General features: G+C 69.2%; 21 protein-coding genes and 6 pseudogenes. 12 read left to right on the top strand and 15 right to left on the bottom strand.

Going from position 1 to position 21,938, the window contains the following annotated elements; translation table 11 throughout:
* Positions 1-180: 180 nt before the first annotated feature.
* Positions 181-637 (top strand): annotated as a pseudogene (locus EES41_RS42560) (transposase); the annotation flags it as partial.
* A gap of 143 nt (positions 638-780) precedes the next feature.
* Here EES41_RS42560 and EES41_RS00430 read toward each other — a convergent pair.
* The 4 genes from EES41_RS00430 to EES41_RS00415 form a co-directional block, all read right to left on the bottom strand.
* Positions 781-1,806: a hypothetical protein gene (locus EES41_RS00430; RefSeq protein WP_254211236.1), complete on the bottom strand. Its 1,026-nt coding sequence runs from the start codon at positions 1,804-1,806 to the stop codon at positions 781-783.
* Between the two features lie 454 nt (positions 1,807-2,260).
* On the bottom strand, positions 2,261-2,491 hold the full coding sequence (locus EES41_RS00420) for a hypothetical protein (RefSeq protein ID WP_123074607.1): 231 nt from the start codon (positions 2,489-2,491) through the stop codon (positions 2,261-2,263).
* Between the two features lie 23 nt (positions 2,492-2,514).
* Positions 2,515-2,676 (bottom strand): DUF6233 domain-containing protein, encoded by a 162-nt coding sequence (locus tag EES41_RS42555; RefSeq protein WP_164495636.1) that lies wholly within the window; start codon positions 2,674-2,676, stop codon positions 2,515-2,517.
* 314 nt (positions 2,677-2,990) lie between these two features.
* On the bottom strand, positions 2,991-3,572 hold the full coding sequence (locus tag EES41_RS00415; RefSeq protein ID WP_123082166.1) for a TetR/AcrR family transcriptional regulator: 582 nt from the start codon (positions 3,570-3,572) through the stop codon (positions 2,991-2,993).
* Between the two features lie 97 nt (positions 3,573-3,669).
* Here EES41_RS00415 and EES41_RS00410 point away from each other — a divergent pair, with 97 nt between their 5' ends.
* Together EES41_RS00410 and EES41_RS00405 are read left to right on the top strand one after the other, a co-directional pair.
* Positions 3,670-4,119 (top strand): VOC family protein, encoded by a 450-nt coding sequence (locus tag EES41_RS00410; protein WP_250569445.1) that lies wholly within the window; start codon positions 3,670-3,672, stop codon positions 4,117-4,119.
* A 449-nt stretch (positions 4,120-4,568) separates the two neighbouring features.
* Positions 4,569-4,802 carry a hypothetical protein gene (locus EES41_RS00405; protein ID WP_123074605.1) on the top strand — a complete coding sequence of 78 codons (234 nt, stop codon included), beginning with the start codon at positions 4,569-4,571 and terminating at the stop codon, positions 4,800-4,802.
* 172 nt (positions 4,803-4,974) lie between these two features.
* Here EES41_RS00405 and EES41_RS00400 read toward each other — a convergent pair whose 3' ends face one another.
* Positions 4,975-5,214, bottom strand: coding sequence for a hypothetical protein (locus tag EES41_RS00400; RefSeq protein ID WP_123074603.1), 240 nt, complete (start codon positions 5,212-5,214; stop codon positions 4,975-4,977).
* On the opposite strand from EES41_RS00400, the gene EES41_RS00395 reads away from it, so the two are divergent.
* Positions 5,204-5,704: a hypothetical protein gene (locus EES41_RS00395; RefSeq protein WP_164495659.1), complete on the top strand. Its 501-nt coding sequence runs from the start codon at positions 5,204-5,206 to the stop codon at positions 5,702-5,704. The two genes, EES41_RS00400 and EES41_RS00395, sit on opposite strands and share 11 nt — an antisense overlap.
* A gap of 163 nt (positions 5,705-5,867) precedes the next feature.
* On the opposite strand, the pseudogene EES41_RS00385 reads toward EES41_RS00395, so the two are convergent.
* Together EES41_RS00385 and EES41_RS00380 are read right to left on the bottom strand one after the other, a co-directional pair.
* Positions 5,868-7,051, bottom strand: a pseudogene (locus tag EES41_RS00385) (IS701 family transposase).
* A 252-nt stretch (positions 7,052-7,303) separates the two neighbouring features.
* Positions 7,304-7,780: a MarR family winged helix-turn-helix transcriptional regulator gene (locus EES41_RS00380; protein WP_123074599.1), complete on the bottom strand. Its 477-nt coding sequence runs from the start codon at positions 7,778-7,780 to the stop codon at positions 7,304-7,306.
* 86 nt (positions 7,781-7,866) lie between these two features.
* Here EES41_RS00380 and EES41_RS00375 point away from each other — a divergent pair, with 86 nt between their 5' ends.
* Together EES41_RS00375 and EES41_RS44045 are read left to right on the top strand one after the other, a co-directional pair.
* Positions 7,867-8,757 (top strand): alpha/beta fold hydrolase, encoded by an 891-nt coding sequence (locus EES41_RS00375; protein ID WP_123074597.1) that lies wholly within the window; start codon positions 7,867-7,869, stop codon positions 8,755-8,757.
* 780 nt (positions 8,758-9,537) lie between these two features.
* A pseudogene (locus tag EES41_RS44045) lies at positions 9,538-9,807 on the top strand (DUF4158 domain-containing protein); the annotation flags it as partial.
* 239 nt (positions 9,808-10,046) lie between these two features.
* On the opposite strand, the gene EES41_RS00365 reads toward EES41_RS44045, so the two are convergent.
* Entirely contained in the window at positions 10,047-10,496 is a 450-nt protein-coding gene (locus EES41_RS00365) for a spore-associated protein (protein ID WP_123074593.1), read from the bottom strand.
* Between the two features lie 365 nt (positions 10,497-10,861).
* Here EES41_RS00365 and EES41_RS00360 point away from each other — a divergent pair, with 365 nt between their 5' ends.
* Both EES41_RS00360 and EES41_RS00345 read left to right on the top strand, forming a co-directional pair.
* Entirely contained in the window at positions 10,862-11,176 is a 315-nt protein-coding gene (locus tag EES41_RS00360; RefSeq protein ID WP_254211235.1) for a transposase family protein, read from the top strand.
* A 979-nt stretch (positions 11,177-12,155) separates the two neighbouring features.
* Positions 12,156-12,770, top strand: a pseudogene (locus tag EES41_RS00345) (YbfB/YjiJ family MFS transporter); the annotation flags it as partial.
* Positions 12,771-13,276: 506 nt separating this feature from the next.
* On the opposite strand, the pseudogene EES41_RS00340 reads toward EES41_RS00345, so the two are convergent.
* Positions 13,277-13,414 (bottom strand): annotated as a pseudogene (locus EES41_RS00340) (ATP-binding protein); the annotation flags it as partial.
* A 217-nt stretch (positions 13,415-13,631) separates the two neighbouring features.
* On the opposite strand from EES41_RS00340, the gene EES41_RS00335 reads away from it, so the two are divergent.
* Positions 13,632-13,772, top strand: coding sequence for a hypothetical protein (locus EES41_RS00335; protein WP_216827228.1), 141 nt, complete (start codon positions 13,632-13,634; stop codon positions 13,770-13,772).
* Positions 13,773-13,875: 103 nt separating this feature from the next.
* Here the strand turns inward: EES41_RS00335 and EES41_RS00330 are convergent, their stop codons facing one another.
* Complete coding sequence (locus EES41_RS00330; protein ID WP_123074587.1) at positions 13,876-14,193, bottom strand: DUF6221 family protein; 318 nt, start codon at positions 14,191-14,193, stop codon at positions 13,876-13,878.
* A gap of 46 nt (positions 14,194-14,239) precedes the next feature.
* Between EES41_RS00330 and EES41_RS00325 the strand changes: the two are divergent.
* Positions 14,240-14,323, top strand: a pseudogene (locus tag EES41_RS00325) (IS5/IS1182 family transposase); the annotation flags it as partial.
* Here the strand turns inward: EES41_RS00325 and EES41_RS44040 are convergent.
* Positions 14,318-14,584 carry a transposase gene (locus tag EES41_RS44040; RefSeq protein ID WP_367995804.1) on the bottom strand — a complete coding sequence of 89 codons (267 nt, stop codon included), beginning with the start codon at positions 14,582-14,584 and terminating at the stop codon, positions 14,318-14,320. The pseudogene EES41_RS00325 and the gene EES41_RS44040 overlap by 6 nt on opposite strands.
* Positions 14,581-14,868 (bottom strand): hypothetical protein, encoded by a 288-nt coding sequence (locus tag EES41_RS44035; RefSeq protein ID WP_367995753.1) that lies wholly within the window; start codon positions 14,866-14,868, stop codon positions 14,581-14,583. The genes EES41_RS44040 and EES41_RS44035 overlap by 4 nt, the downstream gene beginning before the upstream one ends.
* 568 nt (positions 14,869-15,436) lie before the next feature.
* Here EES41_RS44035 and EES41_RS42550 point away from each other — a divergent pair.
* On the top strand, positions 15,437-15,577 hold the full coding sequence (locus tag EES41_RS42550) for a hypothetical protein (RefSeq protein ID WP_158754437.1): 141 nt from the start codon (positions 15,437-15,439) through the stop codon (positions 15,575-15,577).
* A gap of 348 nt (positions 15,578-15,925) precedes the next feature.
* Positions 15,926-16,993, top strand: a complete 1,068-nt coding sequence (locus tag EES41_RS00310) for a helix-turn-helix transcriptional regulator (RefSeq protein WP_123074585.1) — start codon at positions 15,926-15,928, stop codon at positions 16,991-16,993.
* Here the strand turns inward: EES41_RS00310 and EES41_RS00305 are convergent.
* From EES41_RS00305 to EES41_RS00295, 3 genes are all read right to left on the bottom strand, one after another.
* Positions 16,984-18,186, bottom strand: coding sequence for an MFS transporter (locus EES41_RS00305; protein WP_367995752.1), 1,203 nt, complete (start codon positions 18,184-18,186; stop codon positions 16,984-16,986). The two genes, EES41_RS00310 and EES41_RS00305, sit on opposite strands and share 10 nt — an antisense overlap.
* Positions 18,187-18,293: 107 nt before the next feature.
* Positions 18,294-20,294, bottom strand: a complete 2,001-nt coding sequence (locus tag EES41_RS00300; RefSeq protein WP_254211234.1) for a PEP/pyruvate-binding domain-containing protein — start codon at positions 20,292-20,294, stop codon at positions 18,294-18,296.
* On the bottom strand, positions 20,291-21,739 hold the full coding sequence (locus EES41_RS00295; protein WP_254211233.1) for an acetyl-CoA carboxylase biotin carboxylase subunit family protein: 1,449 nt from the start codon (positions 21,737-21,739) through the stop codon (positions 20,291-20,293). The genes EES41_RS00300 and EES41_RS00295 overlap by 4 nt, the downstream gene beginning before the upstream one ends.
* Positions 21,740-21,938: the final 199 nt, after the last annotated feature.

The raw sequence follows: 21,938 nt of genomic DNA, 5'->3' as shown, positions 1-21,938 counted from the left end.
CAGCGGTGACGACGTTCAGGCGGAGCTGGCCGTAGCCCGCAAGAGGATCCGCGAGCTAGAGGAAGAGAGCGACATCCTCCGCATGGCAGCCCGGTATTTCGCGACGGATGCGCGCTGGTGAACCGCTGCCAGTTCGTTGAAGATCACCAGCGTCGTCACGGCGTGAAGCGGCTCTGCGACGTCGGTGACATCACGTATCTGCCGGTCAGCGGTTCGAAGCCGCTCTATCTCGCGACCGTCATCGATCTCGCCTCACGCCGGCTGGCCGGGTGGGCCGATCGCCGATCACATGCGAGCCGAGCTCGTCATCGACGCCCTCGCCACAGCCGAGCGGACCCGGGGGAGCCTGGCCGGAGCGATCATGCACACCGATCACGGCTCGCAACGTACGAGTAGGTCCTTCGCTGAAATCTGCAGGTCAGCAGGGGTCCGGCAGAGCATGGGCGCGGTCGGGTCCAGCGCGGACAACGCCGCAGCGGAGAGCTTCAACGCCGCCTTCAAGAGGGAGACGCTCAAAGGCCGCAAGGGCTGGTCGAGCGAGCGTGAAGCGCGACTCGACGCCTTCCGCGGGCTGACCCGATACAACACCCGACGCTGGCACTCCCGCCTCGGTCAACAGTCTCCGATCGCCTACGAGAACGACTTCCATGCAATCAGCAACTACCCTGGCCCGAGCCGCATAGACATATTCAGAATCCGGGGTCAAGGCCCCATCGCGAAGTGCCCCCCGGGAGCGCTCGGTCACTCACACGGGTCTGAGTGGCCGCACTCGTGCACGTGTCATGCCGGGGGCTTCTGCAGCCAGCCTGCTTCGGTGGTCCAGAACATTTGGCGCGCACCGAGGTAGTCGTGGGCGAAGTCCGTGAACCGTTCGCGGGTGAACGGCTTACCGGTCTTGGGGTCCTTGGCGTTGATGTCGGGTTCCTGGACGGCCATCGCGACGAGGGGAAGAACATCCTTGTATTCGTGGAGGAACTTGTAGGAGTTCTCCATCTGGTACTGCCGTTCCGGCAGGGTGTCCGGTCCTCCGATGCCGATCTTCTTGTCCCTGGCGAGGTCGAACATCTCCTTCATGCGCTTGTGGTCGTCGTCATCCGGCAGGAAGTTGATGTACTGGATGAACTGCGTCTTGGTGAAGACCTTCTTGCCGTAGCGCATGTTGTCGATCTCGGCATCGATGTAGGACTTCGAGGTGTACTTGGTCTGATCTTTCTTGGTGTCCACCTCGACCGCGGTCTCCGGAAGGTTCACCCCGGCGAGCTTGCCGTCGAACTTCTCCGCCATCGCCTTCAGCATGGCCTGGAAGTCTGCTCGCACCTCTTTGTTCCATTGCGCGGCCATGGCCCCATGGGTGGTGGGGTTGTCAGGGTTCTCATCGACCGTCGGCGCAACCCCGCCCTCGTCCTTCACATATTGGGGAACGTTGGCGTCCTTCATGGCTACATCGAAGAACCGATCCTGAACCTGGACGAACAGTTTCTTGTGGCGATCCTGGAGATACTTCAGGGCATTGTCCAGCCGCGACCACTTGTACTCCCCCTTCTTCCCCTCAAGGGCCTTCCAGGGCACCACCACCTGTACGCCGCCGATGTCTGTACGGTCAATCATGGCCTTGACCTCAGGGTCCTCGCCGGACGTGGCATCCTCGAATGCGCCGAGCGACATGTACAGATTGTCCGTCACCTCGCCGTGGGACACCGGGGCGGCCTTGTCTGGGGTGGGAGCTGCGGCGGCCACCCCGACGATGGCCGTCAAGGCCACGGCCGTGAGGACAACAGATCCGATTGCACCACGTTGCATCATCATGAACGAGACGCTAGGGGAACGTTCTAAGTGAAAGATAAGAGCGCCCGTCGTCACTCTCGGTGCCCGCACTCACCGACACGGAATCTGATAGCTCGTCACGAAGTGGCGGTTTTCTCGGGGTGAGGTCCATCGCGGAGAACGCGCCGTCATTGATGCGCAGGGCGAGGCGGTCCCGGTGCAGGACGTCGAGCACGTCGAGGATGTGCCCGGTGCCGCGGCACCAGGCGGAACATCTCGGAGATGTGCACGGCGTCGCTCGGCCGGCGGGCACGCGAGCAGTTCGTCGAACTTCGGCCCGCCAGGCGGGAACCGCTCACCGGCGGGCGAGTGCGGGCCGTCACCCCTTCACGGGGTGGCGGCCCGCACGGCCGTATACCGGGCGGGCGCCGGTCTGGTTCTGACCTCAGGAGCTGCGAGGACGGGCGTGGTGGTGATGACGGGCAGGGGGAGCCGTTCACTCCTCGCCGGTGTACGGGCTCCAGACGGCTGGCCCGCCCCCGCGCCATTCGATCAGCAGTGGGTCGTCCAGACGGACGCTGTCTGGGTCCAGGCCTACCCGGCGCAGGAACTCCAGGAGGTCACGGGGGTCCAGGGCGCGGCCGAGGATCTCCCCGTCCGCGCGGACGCGTCGCCCGCCCTGGGCGTCGGGTGGGTACACGACCACTTTTGGCCTGTCTTCGGTCATGTCTCCACCCTGAGGTCGGCGATTCACTCCAGCACCCCGAGGGCGGTGTCCGGCAGGCAGTGAACGCACGCGGGGATGCCCTGGGCGAACAGGGCGCGTATCTGGTCGGCGCCGGCCGGGGCGCGCAGCGGCTGCGCGTGTCCCAGCCGCGCCGGCGTGAACGCGGACCCGGAGGCGGCCGACACCGATCCCGCGCTCTATCAGCCATGCCGGGGGCTCGGGCGCGGGCTCCGCCTGCTTCCGTGCGGTGGCGGCCTCGCGCTCCTCGGCGGCGGCGAGGGCCTGTTCCGTGCGGCTGAGTTCGCCGCGCAGGTAGGTGACCAGAGTCCGCAGCCGGGGGAGGCCGGGCGGCAGGACGGACACGGTTCAGCCCCCGTGCTGCGCCTGACGGGCGGCCTTACATGACGCGCACAAGGGCGAGGCGCCGACCCCGTATCGGCATGTGGGGGTGTGGCTTCTCTGCACCAACTCGAAAGGTGCCGGGCGTCTGCGCGAGACGTTAGGCCGGGGTGCGCAGTCCCGCCAGGAGCCGGTCGAGTGCCTGTTCCGCGGCCTGCGGGTCTCCGCCTCGCGCGATCCAGAGCGCGGCCTCGTTCATCGCCCCCGAGAGCAGCCGGGCCAGGGGCTCTACCGGCTGATCAGCGATGATCCCGGCTGTGGCGAGCGCCGTCAGGGCCTCCGCGAGGTGCCGGGCGGCGGACTCCTCGTCCAGGGCCCGCCACTCATCCCAGCCCAGCACGGTCGGCGCGTCAACCAGCAGGATCTGCCGCACTGCCGGGTCGGTCCCCGCGGCCAGGAAGGCCCGGCAGCCAGACCGGAGTTGCTCCCAGAGGTCCTCGTATTGCTCAGCTGCGGCCGCGACCCGCTCGCCCAGTTCCTGCTGGACCTCGGCGACTACGGCCCGGAAGAGGCCGGCTTTGCTGTCGAAGTGGTGGTAGGCGGCCCCCTTGGTGACCCCGGCGGCCCGCGCCACCTCGGCCAGCGCCACCTGGTGGTACCCGTCGGCAGCGAACCGCCGATGGCCTTCTGCCAGCAGTGTCTGCCGTGTGGCCGCCCGCTGCTCCGCCCGGTTGACCGCCATCGCGCGCACCGCCCTTTCCATTTCGCATACCGGGGGTATGCTAACGCCACGGTTCGCATACCTCGGGTATGTGAAATGGAGCTGAAAGACCTCTGCCATGACGAACGAACCCACGACCATGCCCACGACCAAGCTCGGCGGCTTCTACCCGGTGCTCGCCACCCGGGACGTGGCAGCCTCTCGCGACTTCTACACCCGCCACCTCGGATTTGAAGTGACCTTCGAGGCGGACTGGTACGTCAGCCTGCGCCGCCCCGACGCCCCGCAGTACGAGCTGGCCCTCCTGGACCACGCCCACCCGACCGTCCCCGAGGGCCACCAGGTCGCGCTCCGGGGTGGCCTGCTGCTGAACTTCGAGGTCGACGACGTGGACTCCGAGCACCAGCGGCTCGTGACCGAGGCCGGCCTTCCCGAGGTGCTGCCACTGCGCACGGAGGAGTTCGGCCAGCGCCACTTCATCTTCGCCGCCCCCGACGGTGTCCTGATCGACGTCATCACCATCGTCCCGCCCAGTAAGGAGTACGCCGCCCAGTACGCCAGCGCCTGATTCCCCCTGCCGCCCTGATCCACCAGATGGTGCAGTCAACAGACCAGCGCGAGCAAGGTCCGGTTTGGCTGGGAGCCCAGGTGACGGGCTGGGGTCTGACGGGGGTCTCGGGGCTGGCCATGGCGGTCTCCTACGTATGCGGACGACGCCCCTCCTGTTAGATCTCATGTTCGAATTTGGAGGCGAGCGCGACGTGGCTCATTCCACCCGATCCGGTGTGCGCCAGGTCGCATCGGCGGGGGTTGCGGGGCTAAGGGGACGGTGATGGAACGCGTGCGCGAGTTTCACCCCATGGGCCCCTGACCTGCGATTTTGCGGTACTTACGGGGCTAACCCCTCTCCGCTCCAAAGTGCGGATCACACCTCCCGCCGGGGGTGGGATCCGCACTTTCGCGTCAGGAGATATCTGGCATGAGCACGTCAGAAATGGGTGGGGAGTCGGGACGGGCGTGGAGTCCGGGCGGGAGCCGGCCCGGCCCGCCGGGGAGCCGGCCCCGCGCAGCCGCCGGTCCGGCAGGCGCCGGCTGGCGGGCCGGGTGCCTTCGGTGCTCGCCGTCGAGGTGGTGCAGGCCGCGGTGTCCGTGTGGGCGCCGGAGTGGGCGGAGGTGGCGCAGGTCTTGATCGCGGCTGTGCGGGTTGTTTCACGGCTCGGCCGGGGGCGGGGCGGGCGGCCGCGCGGCTAGCCGTGCCTACGGGTTCCCGGGAGCGGCTGTGCGGCCTGGGAACCCGGGGGTAGAGCCCCGCTGCCCGGGTCCAGGCCTGCCCGCCGGGAGCGGCAGCGTCCTCGGCCATCCGAGGCCGAGCGGGAGCGGCTGTTCGGCATCGCGGCCGGCTGTGGCGGCACGGACGTGGAGTTCACCCCGCCCCGTAGGCCGGCCCGGAGATGAGGGCCGCCACCTCGGGTGGCGGCCCCTTGGCCATCTCCGGGGCCTGGTTCCGGACGGAGCGGCCCCGCGTTGGTGTGGGGTCATGGACCCGCTGTCCAGCCAGCGCCTCCTTGATCATCTGGTTGGCCGTCACCTGTGCAACAATCTTGAACACATTCAACTTGAACGCATTCAATTTGATCATGGGGTAGGCGGACGTGGTGGACATCAGCAATTACGTGGGGACGCCGAAGCTGCAACCCTGGCGGCCGCCGCCACCGGCCCCGCCGTGGCCGCGATGGCGGAAGTTCCTGATGGCCCTGACCGCTGTCGCGGTGATCGGATTGCCGCTGTGGGTGGTCTATGTGATCAGGCAGCCCGAGGAGATCGAAAGACGTCCGGCCGCATGCGCGAAGGCTCTGAAGAGCATCGGCTGGAAGCCTCCGGCACGCCTGGACAAGGAGGCCTGCACGGAAATCGAGAGCAGCATCTTCGCAACCGCCTGGACCGGAACGTTCCACATGCCTCGTGCCGATGTCCGCGACTGGCTCACCGGCCTGCCGTCCCGCCAGGATGGACCGCCAGTCCTGAGCGGGGAATCCGCCCAGACCTTCTTCTTCGTGCCGCCCTCGGCCGGACGGATCGACACCGTGGAGGTCTCGGTCACGTGGCGGGGTGAAGCGGACGCCGTCATCAGCTTCAAGACGTACAACGGCTAGTACTGCAACGGTCTTTTTGGTGATGGTTTGTTGGCGTCTGGTGGTGTGTGGCCGTGTCGTTTGTAGTGGCTGGCGTGGGCCTGGTGTTGTCGTCTGCGGCGCCAGTGTGACCAGTGCAGGACGTGGTCGATGGGTGCTGGTCGGCGGTGGGTGAGGCTGGTGATCAGGCGTCGGAGTTCGGGGAGGGTGAGGGGTATGAGCTGGGAGGATCCGTTTCTGCTTTCCCGGTGTCGAGTTCACGGGCCTTCAGGACGGTGAGCAGGCGTGGGCCGCCATGGCCAGGGTCATGTGGCGGTGCCAGCCGTCGTAGCGGCGGACCTGGTAGTCGTCCAGGCCGCATTCCTGCTTCGCACTCTGGAAGCATTCCTCGACCGCCCACCGGCTTCCCGCGATGCGGATGAGGTCGTCGAGTGTGGCGTCGGCCGGGCAGTAGGCGATGTAGTAGGAGATCTCATCCGGCCGGCTGACGCTTCGGCGGGCGATCACCCAGTGCCGGCGGTCCTCGCGGTGCCAGGGCCGGACCTCGACCCTGGCCCAGTCGTAGACCCGCGGGCCGTGGGCGCCGTCGCCGCAGGAACGACGCTTCCACTTCTGCCGGGGCAGCCCGGGAAACAGGTCGTGAACGGGATGGTCCATGGCCCAGCGGGAGACGGCGGTGTCATGGCGGGTGGTCGCCATGACATGGAAGACATCCGCCCGCTCGAGCTCGGACCGCCAGCCTTTGGAGAAGCCGTAGGCGGCATCCGCGGTCACCCACCGGAACGGAATCCGGTCCGCGATCGCCCGGCGGACCATGGCCTTGGCCATCACCACCTTCGTCTCGAAGACGACCGTGTCCTCGATGCCGGCCGCCCGGCACCGATCCCGGTCATCCGTCCATGACGTGGGCAGATACAGACGTCGGTCGATCAACGTGCGGCCCCGGCCGCCGGCATAGGCGAGGAACACCCCGATCTGGGAGTTCTCCGTCCGCCCGGCGGTTCCGGAGTACTGACGCCGGACGCCGGCCGAGCGGACACCCTTCTTCAGGAACCCGGTGTCATCCACAATCAGCACCGCGTCCGGATCACCGAGATGCTCGACGACGTAGTCCCGCACGTCGTCCAGGACCTCATCGGCGTCCCAGTCGATCCGGTTCAACAGCCGGTGGATCCGGTCCGGACCCGCGTGCCCGGCCTCCTCCGCGAGCGTCCAGCCGTTCTTCCGCTTCAGCGGAGCTATCAGCCCCCGCATATAGGCAAGAGCCGACTCCCGCGGCTCCGACCTGGAGAAGCGGTGCGCGAACCGCTCATGCAAGGACTTCAGTTCACCAGCCCACGACCGGGCATCAGCAAGCTCCCCACCCATGAACTGATCAACGACCGAACTGCCCAACCGTCACGGCAAAGACCGTTGCAGTACTAGTGCGAAGGGAGGGTGGGGGCTGCCCTCAACGCCGCTGTACCGTCTTCGGGAGGAGATCACTGGCAGGGGGCGGGATGAGTCAGCCAGGCTGTCCGGGTCGTTGATGACCTGTTCGAAGGTGGTGCGGCCCTGGGCGATGTCTCCGGCGGCCCCGAAAGCGGCGCCGACCGGCCGACCACGCCCCTCGGCTGACCGCTAGCGCAGTTCCTGTCCTGCCGCCCAGCCCGGAGCGTCGAGGTTGATGGGCGAGTCGCCGACGAATTGGGCGAGCTGCGCTTCCAGCTCGGCGAGTTCGGCGGCGCCCAGACGCACTTCCCAGCGGGCCCGCACCTCGTCGAAGATCGCCGTGCTCTCGGTGATCAGCCCGATCCCGTGATCGGTGATCCGGATGTTCTTGCGGCGGATGTCGGCGGGGTCGGTCTCGGTGGTGACGTACCCGCGTTCGACGAGTGCGGCGATCGTCTTCGCCGCGGCCTGCTTGGTGATGGCGAGTCTGCGGGCCAAGTCCGAGGCGCTGTCGGCGCCGGCTCGGATGGCCCGGATCGCGTACTCGTGCGACGGCCGGGCGTCGGGGTATCCCCGGGTCGCCAGCTCCCGGACCACTTCGTCCACCAGATTGCGATAGCTGCCCAGGAGCAGCAGGGCGAGATCGGCGCCGGATCGTGAGGACATGACCACAGTCTAGATCTTCCCTTGACTGGACAACCAGGTTGACCAACACTGTAGTCAACCTGGTTGTCTATCTTGGGAGTCATCGCATGACCAGCTCTTTCGTGACGGCCTCGCCCGCCGTGGCGGGCGTCACGCACCACACCGCCGACGTCAACGGCACCACGTTGCACTACGTCTCGGCGGGCGACACCGGCTCGCCGATCCTGCTGGTGCACGGGTGGCCGGAGTCCTGGTGGGCCTTCCGCGACGTCATCCCGCTGCTCGCCGCCACTCACCGGGTGTTCGCCGTCGACCTGCGCGGCTTCGGCGACTCCGGCATCGCCGACGGCGACCACGACTTGGCCACCATGGCGGAGGACCTGCACCGGCTGGTCGCCCACCTCGGCGTCGGGCCCGTGCACGTGACCTGCCAGGACATCAGCGGCGGGCCGGTCTTCGCGTTCGCGGCCACGCACCCCGGCGACGTCCTCAGCTTCACCGGCGTCGAGACCACCCTTCCGGGGTACGGCTGGGAGATGCTGGCCGACGTGAGGAACGGCGGCTCCTGGCACGTGGGATTCCTGGCCGCCCCGGGAATTCCGGAGCTGTTCCTGGCCGGCCGCGAGCGAGTGATGCTCGACTGGGCCGTCTCGGTGATGACGATGGTCCCGGGCGGGGTCACCGAGGCCGACCTCGACGAGTTCGCCCGCACCTACGCGCGGCCGGGCGGCTGGCGCGGCACCGAGGGGCTCTACCGTTCCTCCCTGACCGGCGGCGACCGGATGCGGGCACTGGCCGAGTCGCGGCCGCTGACCGTTCCCGTGCTCGCCGTCGACGGCATCAACGCTCCCTTCACCGAGCGGACGATGCGCCAGGTCGCCGGCGACGTCACCGCGGTCACGATCCCGGACGTCGGGCATTTCGTCGCGCAGGAGGCGCCCGCCGCATTCGCCACCGCGGTCGGCGACTTCGTCGACCGCGTCGACCGGAGCCGCTGAACGGCCGAGTCCCTGCACCGCCACCCTCCGTTCCCTCTCCGGCCTGCCGCTGACGCGGCCTCGAGCCGGGGCAGCGCCGTTGCCTCCCGGATTCGTGCTGCCGAGGTGGGCAACTCCCGCGCCGACACCGCGTGTTTCAACCGCGGATACGCCGTCCGCTCGATCGACGCCACGAAACCACCCCCCGACCATCAACCAGACAAAGGCCCCCGCGCGGCGACGACTCTCACGAACGTCAATGCGACAGGAAAATCCCCAGCTCAGCGCGATGCATCACTGCCCTACGGCAGGTTTCCGGCGTACTCCGGTCGGACCCGCTCTTCGGCCTGCTCTTTCTACTTCTCGCGCAGCTACGTGAGCTGATGCGGCAGATCGGCCGCACCATCGATGAGTGGCATGACCTGCGCGGTTCGGGGGACGACGAGCCCTCCGACAAGTAGCAAGACAGAAGGCCCCCCTCCTCGGCTACCGAAGGGCGGGGCCTTCTCCGTACCCAGGCGGCCCACGCCGTCTAGATCAACTGCCTAGCGTTGATTTTTCGCTGAAAGCTACGGGCGGTCCGACGGCCAGGTGGGGCCAAAAGAACCTGGAACAACCGTCCCCGACCCACCCCGCCCTGGGGCCAAATCACGTTGCCCGAATGGGGCCAGAACGATCGTGGGACGGACGGGCAGGCCCTCGGGGAGGATGGGAACGGTCAGTAGCGACATCTGGCCGGTCTTGATTCCGGTTCGATGACTCGTCCTGTTTCCGCTGGTCAGGGCTCCTGTGGTCCGGGGCATGCCAGTTGAATTGCTCTCTGATGGCCAGGTCTCGCGCTACGGCCGGATCGCCGCTTCTCCTTCGCCCGGGGAGTTGGAGCAGTTCTTCCGCCTCGACGCGAAGGCGCTGGAGGCGGCGCGGTCGACGCGGGCGCCGGCGAACCGGCTCGGGCGGGCGGTGCAGTGGGGCTGCGTACGGATGCTCCGGGCGCTCCCCGATGAGGACCTGTCCGTGGGCCCGGAGGTGATGGTCCGTTTCGCCACCGAGCAGCTGGATGTCGGTCCGGGTGAGTGCGGTCGGCCGAACCGGGACCGCATTTGCTCCAGGTGCCCCGGTTGCGGCGACGCGCCGACCGGACGGCCGCGCACGCGAGGGAGGAGGCCGGACGCGCCCTCGCCCCGGCAGTACTCGGCGAGTCTGCCGGGGCGAGCCGGACCACGGCGGTTCCCGTGCGGTCGTCGGGTCGTAGGTCCTGCCCCCGACGACCGCGCGACGGCACAGAACGTCGCGGTCAGGAGGAGCTCGGGTCAGCGGACCTCGGTGACGCGGTGCTCCTTGCGCGCGCCACAGTTGGAGTTGTACACCTGCACGTGCACGTTGCTGATGCCCCCGCCCCAGTCGACGCAGTGGCCCTTGCCGTACACGTAGGCCGGGCCCGCGTACGACGTGTACCGGCCGTAGTCCTCGCCCCGCTCCCAGGTTTCGGGGACTTCGATCCAGAGGGCCATGTCCACGGCCGCACCCGGGTTGTTGCGGATGGTCGCGACGCAGTTCTTGCCGTTCGAGGCGTTGTACGTCAGGTAGACGGTGCCCAGCGAGCCGATGGCGGCCGAGTTCACGGTCTTGTAGGCGCTTCCGCAGACCTTCTGCGGCGTGGTGCTGGGCGCGGCGGTGGCGGGCGCCGCCAGCGCGGTCGTGGCCCCCAGGGCCAGGGCGGCGAATGCGGTGGTGGTAAGGACGGAACGGGTGAATTTCATGTTTCCCCCTGGTCGTCATTGGAGTTGGTCGCTCCTGCATGCTGTGACATGCAGGACGGCGGAACGGTTGCGCATCGTCCGCAAAAGATGTGACCGCGCCGCTCTACCACCCCGCCCGCCGGCCGACGGACGGCCTCCGACGGCCTGCGGGCGGGCGTCGAGGCCACGCAGGCCGACTTCGCCGCGTTGCGCCAGCGGTAGACGGCTACGCCCGTCACCGCTTAGCGGAGTCGCTACTCACCGGTCCAATCCTCCCCAAGGGCCGAGACCGCGTACGCCTTGCCCTCCGACGCGAAGAAGTGACGCTCCGTCAAGTCCCTTGTCGTCCCTGCCGTGGTCGGCTGTGGACTGTGATGGTGCTGGTCATGCAGACCGATGCGCCGTTCTGGGATTCGCTTGTGTTTAGCGGCATCGACGACGTGGATGTCGAGGCGGCGACGGCCGCATTCGGCGCCGTGGAGGTGGTGGCGAGAGGCCGGGTGGCCGGTGCGAAGTGTCCGGAATGTGGCCGCTTCTCGGACCGGGTGCACGACCGGTATCACCGCAGGTTGAAGGTTCTTCCGCTCGCTGAGCGGGGCTTCGTGATCCGCTTGGCGGTCCGCCGTTTCATCTGTGGGGCGGCAAACTGTCCGCGCCGGACGTCTGCCGAGCGGCAGATCGTGGACGGTACGCGCCGCTGAAGGTCACGCTGCGGCAGGTGATGGACCGGCTCGTCTCCGGGGGCGTGCTGGCGCACACACCGCCGATGTACCGGCGGCTCTCCGCGCAGCTGGCTCAGGCCCGGAGGGAGGGTGGCATCCGCGACGAGCTGGACGACGAGGGATCCCCTTCGCGACACGAGGGGGCCGACCGCTACGACGCCCTCGAACTGTTGGGGCACGGATCGGATCGACGTCCGTAGCCCCACGTTCAACCCCCTTCACAGGCGAGCATAGAACGAGCCCATCAGGCGCCAGGCTCAGGTGACAGTCTGCTCCCTGGGCCCCAGCCCACCCCGCCTCCGTGCTGTATCCGAGCGAACCCAAGGGGTGCTGCGCCGCCCCGTCTCGACAGAGGCGTCCGTTGAGGCGCCGGTAGGCGCGTGTGGGTGCCGCCCCGATTGCGACTGCTGCGGGTGAGCTCGATCAGCCCACCGCAAAGGCCCGGCTGCCCGGCGGCGTCACCACCGTCCCGCTCTACTCGGCCGAGGACATCGCACTGCTCCCGCACGTCCGGCCGTCGGTGGACTGGCCGTCGGTGGTCACCGCTCGCTGTCCGGCTGGTCCGCCGAGGCGGCCAGCGCGTTGGCCGGGCCGGCGGCGGGGGAGTTCGGGGCACCGGTGGACCGGCTGACCGCGCCCGGCACCGTGCCGCTTGCGCTGCTCGGCGACGTGCGGGTGATCGACCGGTTCCGGTCGGGGCGGGCGGCGTGCGGGTGACGTTGGCCTGGCCGGTCCACCTGCGCGGCACCGCTCCGGACGGGTCGGCGAGCGGGCTCGTACAGCACGGGGCCTACGCCGGCCCCGGAGAAGTGCGCGTGTGCAGGCGCACGACTGCGGCGGCATCGTCCCCATGTCCTGGTGCCAGTACCCCGGAGGCGGGATCCGTTGCGCGTGGTTGCTCAACGGCCGGCTGGGGGAGGGGCGGAGTCCCCGCGGAAGGCGGGGGCTCACCGTCGCCGCGTGGGACCTGGCGCCCCGCGCCGCGGCTCCCGCCGCCACGGCGCCGACCGAACGGCCACGCACCCGGCGCTGGTTCACCGCCCTGCTGGCCAGCTACCTCCTGGAGGGCATCGGCTACATCATCGCCGGTACCTTCCTGGTCGCCGCCCTCCAGCAGAGCGCACCAGGCTGGATCAGCAGCGGCGCCTGGATCGTGGTCGGCCTGGCCGCGCTGCCCTCGTGCGCCCTGTGGATGCGCCTGGCCCGCCGCACGTCCCGCCCGGCCCTGCTGACGATCTCCCTGTCCCTCCAGGCCGTCGGCATCGCCCTGCCCGCCCTCTCCGCCGGAAGCGTCCCCGCGCTCGCCGCCGCCATCCTGTTCGGCTCCACCTTCATGGGCGTGAGCACCATGACCCTCGCCATCGGCACCCATCTGCGCATCCCACGCGCCATTGCCCTGCTCACCACCGGCTACAGCCTCGGCCAGATCCTCGGTCCCCTTCTGGCCGCACCGCTGCTGCGCAACGGCTACCACTCCGCGCTCCTACTAGGCGCCGCCCTGGTGCTCGCCGCCGCCTGCGCCGCGGCCGCCTGCTGCATACGGTTCCCCCACCACCTCACCCCCACCGCCTGAACCTGGAGAGTCACGCCATGCCGATGACCTGACCGTCCTCGACACCGACCGGCGCGTGGGGGCCGCCCTGAATGGCCAGCGGTCCCAGCACCCCCGCCCTCGTTCTGGCCCGGCCACTGGCGGCCACTCCGCCACCTTCACGCCCGACCTGACGCCGCTGCCGAGCAGCTGTCCGAGGGCCTGGTCCTCGACGGCGAGCTCGTCGTCTGGGACAACTCGGCCGCGGCGACACGGCCTGGCCGCACCTGACCCGTGCAGCGCCCCCGAAGCAAGCGGCCGGTTCCAGGCCGCAGGGTGTGGGGCTCGGACCGGACTCCGCGCCCTGCACGGCCCTCACCGGGAGGTGGTGGGCGACGAGCTGGTACGGCTGGACACCAGCGGCGACCTTGACGCGACGGGAGCGGCGCATCACCTCGTGCCAGCTGCGGGCCCTGGCGTATGTGCGGACGGTGCGGCGGTCCAGCCCGTTCTGGCGACGCGGTTGACCATCGAGGCCTTTGACCAGGTCAGGCCGCGCTGTTGTCCCGTTCGATGGCGGTGATTCGGTTCTTGAGGCGGTAGTTGGGGCCGTTGATGGAGACGACGTCGCAGTGGTGGAGGAGTCGGTCGAGGATAGCGCTGGCGAGGACCTCGTCGCCGAACACCGACGCCATTCATCTGGGGGCTGGCGCTTGTTCCCCCACAACGGTTTTCCGCTGCCACCTGGCCGTATCCGCCCCTGGCGGTCCTTGTTGATTCCCGCGGTGACACCCGGCTCTTCAAAGTGTTGCCTTGACCGTTCAGGTGCGAGGAAGGTGTGCCGGTCCCGGCCTCAACTTCCTGTTCTTCCACGTTCTTGATGACTGCGGATTCCCGCCCCGGATGACCCGCAGCACCCGTCTCGTCGACCTGGTGAACGCTCTGGACGCCAAGCTCATCGCAGCTGCGTTCGGCATGGACCCGCAGGCCGCGCTGATCTATCTCGCCGACCACCTCGACGAAGGGCGGCTGCCGACCCGGTGACCAAGTGGCCTGGCTAAGACTTGTCCTTTAAATGATCTTCAGTGGGTGAGGCTCGGTCCAGTACGCAGCCTCGCCGGGCACTCCGCTCGTGTGCTGCGCCGCTTCAGGCCCGTGCGGGGAAGTCAGCATGGTCGGCGTAGGGCGAAGCAAGGTCGCGCAGGTCGTAGCACGGCCAGGGGTCGCGGGCGTGACGGGCCAGAATGCGCCGCTTGGCCTCGATCTCGCGCAGGACGCGGGCCGGGTCGTGCAGAGCCACATGCAGGGCAATCGTGGGGTGGAAACCGGAGAGGTCAACCTGACAGAAGTCGACCGTGTGTCCGTGGGCAGACCACTCCCCGCATCCGTCACCGTCGCAGCGCCGCGCCAAGTCGGCCTCCTCATCCAGCCGCGCCTCGAGGAACCTCACCAGTTCTTTAGTCATAGGGGCATTCTCGGCGTTGTGCTGGGCACCATGAAACGATCTCGTGGTGTCTGGTGTGATCGCGGCGTCGGAGTCGTCCTGGATTGCCCCGTTCACGGGGCTGAGCCCGCGTGTCTTCGGCAAGTTAGTACTGAGGTTTTCGGGGTGGGGTCGGTGGTGTGAGGGTCAGGCCGGTGGGGGTGAGGCAGCCGTCAATCAGGTGGGGCCGGAGTTGGATTTTGCGTAACGCGCGGCGGAGTTTGCGGTCGAGGTCGTCGGGTGTGCCGAAGGTGGTGTTGGCCATCGCTCTGCGCACGAGTGACCAGACGGCCTCGACGGGGTTCAGGTCGGGTGCGTAGGGCGGTAGGCGGATGGTGGCGAGCCAGTCGTGGTCGGCCTCGTACTGTTTCAGCCCGGCGGCCAGATGGGTGTTGAGATGGTCTCAGACACCACGATCGGGCCGTCGAGCTGGATGTGCGCCCGCACCAGGAGGTCGCGGTAGTCCTTCCAGGAGAAGCTTTTGCGTGCCCCCTTGAGGAGGAGATGGGTGCGGGGCCGGTGGATGAGGCGGCTCTTCTCGCCGGGTTTGTAGCAGCACAGGGCGGCGACCGAGGTCCGGCGGCGGGAGCGGCCGCGGACGCGGATGACAGGGGTGTGTCCGCACCTGCCCCAGGTGCGGGCTCGGGGCGGAGTCATAGAGAAGCCGGCTTCGTCCTCGAAGACGAGCCATGCTCCGGACGCCGCCGAGAGGCTTCTACCCGGGGGGTGTGCGTGGACGCGCAGGTACGGGCGGAACGCGCAATGCTCGCGAAGCTCCATGGACGGTGCGCACCCGTGCCGGCGCAATGTCCGACACGCATGCACTGGCGGTTGCTTCCACGGCCATCGCTTTCGAACGTCGTCACACGCGCTCACGATGCCGGTTGCCGTACTCGTTCCCCCGACTCCGCGTAGGCCGCCGGTGCGCCGGTCAGGGACATGGCCGCGACAACCACGCCCGCGCCCGCGGTGCCGGCCGCCTTTCGGATGACGGACTTCATCAAACCTCCAAGAATTGAGCAGATCGTCTGACACGGCGGCTTGAGAACGTGATCGGTTGCGGATGCCGCTGGTCAGCAAGGCTGATGCCGGTCCCCCACCCACGGCTGCCCGTACCCCTATGTCTGCTTCTACGTGGACGAGCACGCCTGGAACGCCGATCGCGAAGTACCGTGACGTCACGAGTTCCTACCAGGCGGTCAGGCCCCGTCCGCACTACCGTGTCGTGAACACCCGGAACGACGACGTGGCCTATCTACGGCTCCAGGACGGGACCTCGATCTGCCTGCCGCCGAATTTCGACACCGTGTTCGCCAACGCCTACAGCGTCACCGGCATAAAGATTTCCAGCCGCTCCACCTGCTGATGCGCGAACGGTCGGCGGACGCGGTCGATCGCGTCCGCCGCCGGACGGCGGGGCAGGCGGGCAGCCTGGAGTGCCGAACCTGTACGACGGCAGTCGCCCCGCCGCCTCGCTTCCCCAGGCCGGGCGCGGCCCCATGACCACGGGGTGGTGTTCCGCGAGCAGCCGGTCCACGACTGCCGACAGGACGAAATCGCGGCCGACTGCCGACCGGGGCCTCAGGTGCCGCCCGTGCCCCCGGAGGGGGGCATTCGGACATTCCGTTTTCCGGGTACGGCAACTTGGCTCGAAACGGGTTAAGTTGACCTCCCGCCCGCAGCGTGAGCGGCAACCCGAGAGACAGAAACAGGCATGTACGCGAAGGACGAAACCGGGCAGGTACGGTCGGCGATCGGCGGGGGCGGGGAATTCGCCCGGGGTGCGGGCGGGAACCAGGAAATCCCGGAGGCGGCGCGGTGGTTCGAGGCCCTCGCCTCCTACGCCCCCGCGCCCGCCTTCATCCGCGACGGACAGGGCCGGTACCTGTGGGTGAACGCCGCCTACGCCCACCTCTACGGCATGGAACCGCAATCCGTGGTCGGCCGGACGGTCGAGGAGATCGACGCCCCCGACGACGCCGCCATGTTCCGGGCACTGGACCGCGAGGTGCTGTCGTCGCGCCGTCCCGTACGCCACACCCTCGTCTTCCGGCACCCCGACGGTACGCCCCGGCAGGTGACCGGGCACCGGTTCGTCCTGGACCTCGGCCGGGGCCCCCGCGTGGGCGGCATCTACACGGACGTCACCGACCAGGCCCGGGCCCTGGAGGACAAGGCCGCCGCCGCCGAGGAACTCCACGCCCTGTGGGAGCGTTCGGGCCTGGCGATCGTGACCCTGGACCTGCGGGGCCGCATACAGCGGGTCAGCGGAGGAGTCGCGGAACTACTCGGGGGTGACCGCGCCTCCCTGGAGGGCAGCCGCGCCCTCGGGCACTTGCGCGGGGACCCCCGGGCGGTGCGGAACGCGTGGGCGGACCTGGTCGCCGGCAAGGCCTGCCGGCGCACGTGTTCCGTGGTCTGCGGCACGGCCTCCGGGGGGAGCAAGGTGCTCCGCGCGGATCTCGCGGTGGTCAGGCGCCGGGGGACTCCCGACCGGGTTTCGGCCGTACTGACTCCGCGCAGCCTCGAGTTCGGCGCCCCCGTCCAGGTCAGCCCCGTGCAACTGCGGGTCCTCTCCCTCGTGGCGGCAGGCCGGTCCAACGGAGCCATCGCCACCGACCTGGGACTGTCGCGCCAGGCCCTGGACTACCACCTGCGCCGGCTGCGCGTCGCACTCGACGCGGACTCGCGTCCGGCCCTGGTGGCGCGCGCCTACACCCTCGGCATCTTCGACAGCAGGGTCTGGCCACCGCGCGCGGCCGTCCCGCCGTATCAGGGCTGACCCTCTGCCCGGCGTACGTCGTCCCGACGCAGCCGCCCCAGGACGACGCTCACGACGAGCAGCAGCAGACAGGTGCCCGCCGCCGCGTGTACGAGGAGCGCGTCGAGCCGGTCCGCCGCCAGGTAGGCCCCGACGGCCAGCGCCACCAGCGCGCACACACCGCGGTCGATGATGGACTCCACCGACAGCAGGGTCGCCCGGTAGGGGGTCGGCGGGATGGCCGCGTTGATCAGGTTGCGCTGCACCGGGTATGCGAGGCCCGCCGCGGCGGCGAACACGCACAGCCACAGGATCGTGCCCAGGCCCCCCGACAGCGTGGTGGCCGCGAGCGTGAGCGCCATGACCACGCTGAGGACGGTCACCACAGTGGCGTCGGCCAGTCTGCTGCGCAGCCAGCCGGTTCTGGCCGAACCAACGGCCTCGGCGACCGTCATCGCCGACAGCACCGCACCATGGTCGGCGACGGGGAGGTCCTTTTCGAGGAGCAGCGGTTGGAAGAGATTGACCTGGCAGATGCGGGCGAGCGTGAACACGGCCACGCCCTGCACCATCAAGGGGCCGAGGGTCCGTGACGTTCCGAGCACCTTCGCGGCCTGGCGGGCCGAATCGAGGAGCCCGACGCGCTCCGTAGGAGGCTGAGCGCCCCCGCGGGGCGCCGCGATCGCCGGAAGGGCCGCGGCGCAGGCCAGCGAACCGAGCGTGGAGAGCGCGGTCAGCACGTAAGGGGCCTCGTGCCGGACGTGCATCAGGACGCCCACCAGCGGCCAACAGGCGATCTTCGCCCAGAGGCCGAGCGCCCGGGCGGTCCCCTCGGCCTGTACGTAGTGCTCGTCCGCACCGTGCTCGTGCAGGTACTCGTACAGGTAGGCGCTGGAGGCCCCGGACACGAGAGAGCGGGCGGCCGCGATGGCCAGGAAGTGCGCCAGGAAGCCTGCGAAGGACGGCGAGGCGACCGGCAGGAGGTTCGCGGCGGTCATCGCGGTCGCCCCCAGCTGCATGCAGCGACGCTGTCCGATGCGGTCGGCGATGAAGCCGGTGGGTATCTCCAGCAGGCAGAACGCCACGTAATAGACGCTCTGGATGCCGAAGATCTGGCTGTCCGAGAGGCCCGCCTGCTTCTGGTACTGGTAGAAGACCGGCATCCACCACAGCAGGTTGAACAACAGCTGGAACCCGTTGTTCAGTCGGATCACGCGGAGCACCGCGGCAGGCGGACGTACGCGGCGTTTCACGCGCGTACGCAGGGAGATGGGCATGGGTGACCTTCGGGTGGGACGGGACGCGGGGGAGTATGGAAGGGTCAGGCGCTGTACGGGCGCAGCTGGAGGATGTGGAGCGCGCCTCCCGGCCCGAGCAGCCATTCGACGTCGAGCGGCCCCGCGAAGGTGTAGTCCGTGGCGAAATGGGACTGGAGCAAGCGACCCGCCAGGGCCAGCCGGCCCAGGTGGGCCCGCGTGTCCTGCGCCAGGTCCTCGGTGGCCGCGCCCAGCGAGATCGTGCGGCCGCCGCCCTCGACCGTGTTGTACAGGTACTGCAGGGGCATCGTCCGGCCGTCGACGACATCGGCCGTGGACCCGTGCGCGCAATTGAGGTACACGTTGCGGAAGTCGGCCCGATTGGTCGGATTGCAGGTGACCATGACGCCTCCGAGCGGAGACGGCTCGTAGCGCTGGACGATCACCCCCATGTAGGTGTCGTCCAGGGAGATGCCGGCCTGATGGCGCAGCCGCACGCTGCGCGGGGAGAGCAACGAGGCCCACACCTGGCGGATGGCGTCCAGCAGCCCCGGCAGATCGGTGACCTTGGTGTGGGACTCGTAGATCCCGGCTGCGGAGAAGCCCGGCAGGTCCTCGGCATTCGAGGAGGACCGCACGGCGAAGCGGCCCGTGCCCGCCAGGTGCTCCACCAGCTGTGTGTCCAGGGCGCCCACCAGGTCCTGGGGCACCGGGAGAGTGCGCACCAAGTGCTGCAATTGGAGGCAGACCGTATCCACGGCGTCCATGGAGTTCAGCTCCAGGGCCATTTTCAGTTTGCCGATGCTCTGTTGCACGGCCGGTGAGGAGTCCAGGAAGCGCTGCTGGACGGAGAAGGGGACGGCGATGCCCGCCGGCGCCTGGACGTACCGGGTCAGGAACTCGCTCGCGTACTGGGCGAGATCACCGTCCTCGGGCATTCCCAGCCGGGCGGCCAGGTGACCGAGCAGGTCGGCCCGGGGCGGGCGGGGCACGGAGTAGTAGCCGGTCAGCCGGCCCGATCCGTGGCGCAGCACGTGATGCAGTTCCCCGAGGTTGGCCGCTTTGGTGCCGTAGCGGTTGCGGTCGCCGGCGCGCAACGCGGACAGCGGCACGAGCGGTACGTCCGTCACGTGCGGCGCGTCGAGGCGGATCCGCTGCGTGTGCCAGGTCGGTTCGGCGAGGTCCGACGGTTCCTCGGCGCGCTCGATGACGAACCCGTCGGCGGTGACCTCGTAGCGGACCCAGGCACCGTCCAGCTTCTCGTCGGTGATCGTGTCGAGGACTCCGCGGACGATGGCGTTGGGGATGCCCCACCCGGCCGCCAGCATGTTGGTGTGCGACAGTGGAGTGGTGGGCTGGGCGTTGATCAAGCCGGAGAGCCGCGGAATGTCGTCGGGGACCACCGGCATGGCGACGATGTCGTACCAGGTCAGGTCCGCGCGGGCGGCCAGGTATTCCTCGCCCGAGGCGAAGGCGTGGAGCCGGCCGGTGGCCGAGGCGAGCGTCAACGGCACGAAGGGCGCGGTCGCCAGGAGCGCGTGACCCCGTGCACGGGGCACCACGGTCTCCGGCACCTTCGCGAGGGCGTGCTCCTGCCCGTGGTTGGCCGGCTTCACCAGCAGCTCCAACGCGGGATCGAGGTGAGCCCGTGCGAAGGCGTGGAACTCGATCAACAGGTCCGCGCCCATGGTGTCGGCCTCGGTGGTCTCCAGGACCATGAACGGCTCGTCCCGCTCCGGGCCGCCCCGGGAGTGCAGCGACAGGACGCCGAGCAGGAAGCGCCGCGCGGGGTCCTGGTAGACGTCATGGTTGAAGCGGTCGAGTTCGGCGTCGAGCTGTTCGAGGGTGAGGCCCTGGATCTCGGTGGCTATGTAGTTGACGTGGAAGGAGTGCACGGAGCTGTCGAGGACGTGCCAGACGCCCTGGTCGCGGTCCACGACGACCTTCACGTACGGGTGCCCGCCCAGCACCCCGGCCAGTTGCTCGAACAGGGGTAGCGTGAGCAGGGTGTCCACGGCGGCGCCCCGGGGGGACGGCGCGGCAGCGGTGGTTCCGGTGTTCGTCATGCGGTGCTCCCGGGCGTCGAGCGGTCGGTCGACAGGGCGGAGGGCCCGGTGGGGGCGGGGGTGAGAGTGGCGGTGGGGGCGGCAGTGAGGGCGGCGGACGGGGCGGTGAGGGCGTCCGGCAGGGCCGCGAGGATGCGGCCGCAGTCGGCCAGCAGTTCCGGCCCGGACTCGGCGGTGAGGAAGCACAGCGCGGCCATGGAATTGGCCCCTCCCGCCTCCTCGTAGCGCGGGACCGGGCTGCCCGGCGCGAGACTGTGTTCGCGCACCGGCTCCACGCGGGATCCCGGGGCGACCAGGGAGGCCCAGTCGACCGCCTCGAAGTCCCAGGTCGGGAGTTCGGTCCAGGGCCGGCCCTCGGCGTCGACGGCAAGGACGACGAGGGATCCGGCGGCGCCCTCGCCCTCGGTCAGCATCCGCTCCGGGTAGGCGACCTCCCGGCCGAGCAACTGGCGCACCAGCATGCCGATCATGTCGAACCCGAAGACGGTCTCCACCTGCCGGGTGGTCATCACCCCACCGAAGCGGGCGGCGGTCTCGATCAGCCACATAGCCCCGTCCGCGCCGAGTTTGATCTCGGTGTGGGTGGCGCAGGTATCGAGTCCGAGCGCGTCGACGGCGGCGCGCGACACCTCCTCGATCCGGTGCTGCAACGCGTCCGGGAGGGCGGCCGGAGCCAGGCTCGCCCGCTCGGTGAAGGGCGCGATGGTCGGCATCCGCCCGGTGATGCACAGCGGGTGGTAGTGGCCGTCGGCGACGATCCCCTCCACGCTGACGTAGTCGCCCCATCCGTCCCCGTCGAACCAATCGGACGCCTCCCCGGTCACGATCTCCTCCAGCAGGAAATCGCTGACCCCCTCGTCCGCGGCGAGCAGTTCCGAGTAACCCTGCGCGGAGGAGGCTTCCATGACGGAACGGCCGGTCTTCCAGGCCGCCTCGGCCTGCTGCTCGTTCCACACGGTGAGGTGGGCCGTGGAACCAGCGCTCCAGGCTGCCTTCAGCAGGAGCGGCGGCCTCAGGGTTTTGAAGGCGGCCGTGATGTCCTGCGGCGCGTGGATTTCCGCGAACCCCGGTACGGGCACCCCGGCGTCACGCCAGATCCGGCGCATCAGGCGCTTGTCCCGCGCCCCTGCGACCCGCTCGCCGGCACCGCGCAGGCCGAGCCGCAGGCTCGCGTGGGCGACGGCCACCACCGCGTACTCCGACAGGGTCAGAACCGCCTCGGCGCCGACGCGGCGGGCGTGGGAACAGATCAGATCGACCAGTTCCACCCCCTCGCCCGGCGGGAGCGTCGTGACCGACGCGCACCCGCGCCTCCACACCGACTCGGTGGTTCGGGGCAACGGCGCGAGCGCCAGGACGTGCACCTCGGCGTGGGCGGCGATGCGCGGGACCGCGTACTCCAGAGGAGGGCCGCCCTTGGCATAGACGAAGAGGATCGGGGTCATGGTGCTCCTGAGGTCGAGGGGGACGCCGCGTGGCGCGACGGCGTCGTCGGCGGACGATCCGCACGCGGTGTCACCACGCACGGACCAGGGGTAACTAGACCACGACGGAAAACGACGGACGCACAGATGTACCCCTACTCGATTAGGCGTTCGCCAAACAACCGCACTCGCCAAGTCGGCCCGGTATCAGGGTGTTTCA

The organism is Streptomyces sp. ADI95-16, from assembly GCF_003721495.1.
In the GTDB taxonomy this organism is placed as follows: domain Bacteria; phylum Actinomycetota; class Actinomycetes; order Streptomycetales; family Streptomycetaceae; genus Streptomyces; species Streptomyces goshikiensis.
Note: the sequence above shows the minus strand (reverse complement) of the source record. Positions and strands in the feature narration are given on the sequence as shown.

Bases quoted from the DNA above. Each gene is read 5' to 3' on its own strand.
- EES41_RS00310 (WP_123074585.1), top strand. From the start codon at position 15,926: ATGTACGCGAAGGACGAAACCGGGCAGGTACGGTCGGCGATCGGCGGG.
- EES41_RS00335 (WP_216827228.1), top strand. From the start codon at position 13,632: ATGACCCGCAGCACCCGTCTCGTCGACCTGGTGAACGCTCTGGACGCC.
- EES41_RS00380 (WP_123074599.1), bottom strand. From the start codon at position 7,780: ATGTCCTCACGATCCGGCGCCGATCTCGCCCTGCTGCTCCTGGGCAGC.
- EES41_RS00420 (WP_123074607.1), bottom strand. From the start codon at position 2,491: ATGACCGAAGACAGGCCAAAAGTGGTCGTGTACCCACCCGACGCCCAG.
- EES41_RS00375 (WP_123074597.1), top strand. From the start codon at position 7,867: ATGACCAGCTCTTTCGTGACGGCCTCGCCCGCCGTGGCGGGCGTCACG.
- EES41_RS00430 (WP_254211236.1), bottom strand. From the start codon at position 1,806: ATGATGATGCAACGTGGTGCAATCGGATCTGTTGTCCTCACGGCCGTG.
- EES41_RS00360 (WP_254211235.1), top strand. From the start codon at position 10,862: ATGCAGACCGATGCGCCGTTCTGGGATTCGCTTGTGTTTAGCGGCATC.
- EES41_RS00330 (WP_123074587.1), bottom strand. From the start codon at position 14,193: ATGACTAAAGAACTGGTGAGGTTCCTCGAGGCGCGGCTGGATGAGGAG.
- EES41_RS44035 (WP_367995753.1), bottom strand. From the start codon at position 14,868: ATGACTCCGCCCCGAGCCCGCACCTGGGGCAGGTGCGGACACACCCCT.
- EES41_RS00410 (WP_250569445.1), top strand. From the start codon at position 3,670: ATGACGAACGAACCCACGACCATGCCCACGACCAAGCTCGGCGGCTTC.
- EES41_RS00400 (WP_123074603.1), bottom strand. From the start codon at position 5,214: ATGTCCACCACGTCCGCCTACCCCATGATCAAATTGAATGCGTTCAAG.
- EES41_RS00300 (WP_254211234.1), bottom strand. From the start codon at position 20,294: ATGACGAACACCGGAACCACCGCTGCCGCGCCGTCCCCCCGGGGCGCC.
- EES41_RS00415 (WP_123082166.1), bottom strand. From the start codon at position 3,572: ATGGCGGTCAACCGGGCGGAGCAGCGGGCGGCCACACGGCAGACACTG.
- EES41_RS00295 (WP_254211233.1), bottom strand. From the start codon at position 21,739: ATGACCCCGATCCTCTTCGTCTATGCCAAGGGCGGCCCTCCTCTGGAG.
- EES41_RS00365 (WP_123074593.1), bottom strand. From the start codon at position 10,496: ATGAAATTCACCCGTTCCGTCCTTACCACCACCGCATTCGCCGCCCTG.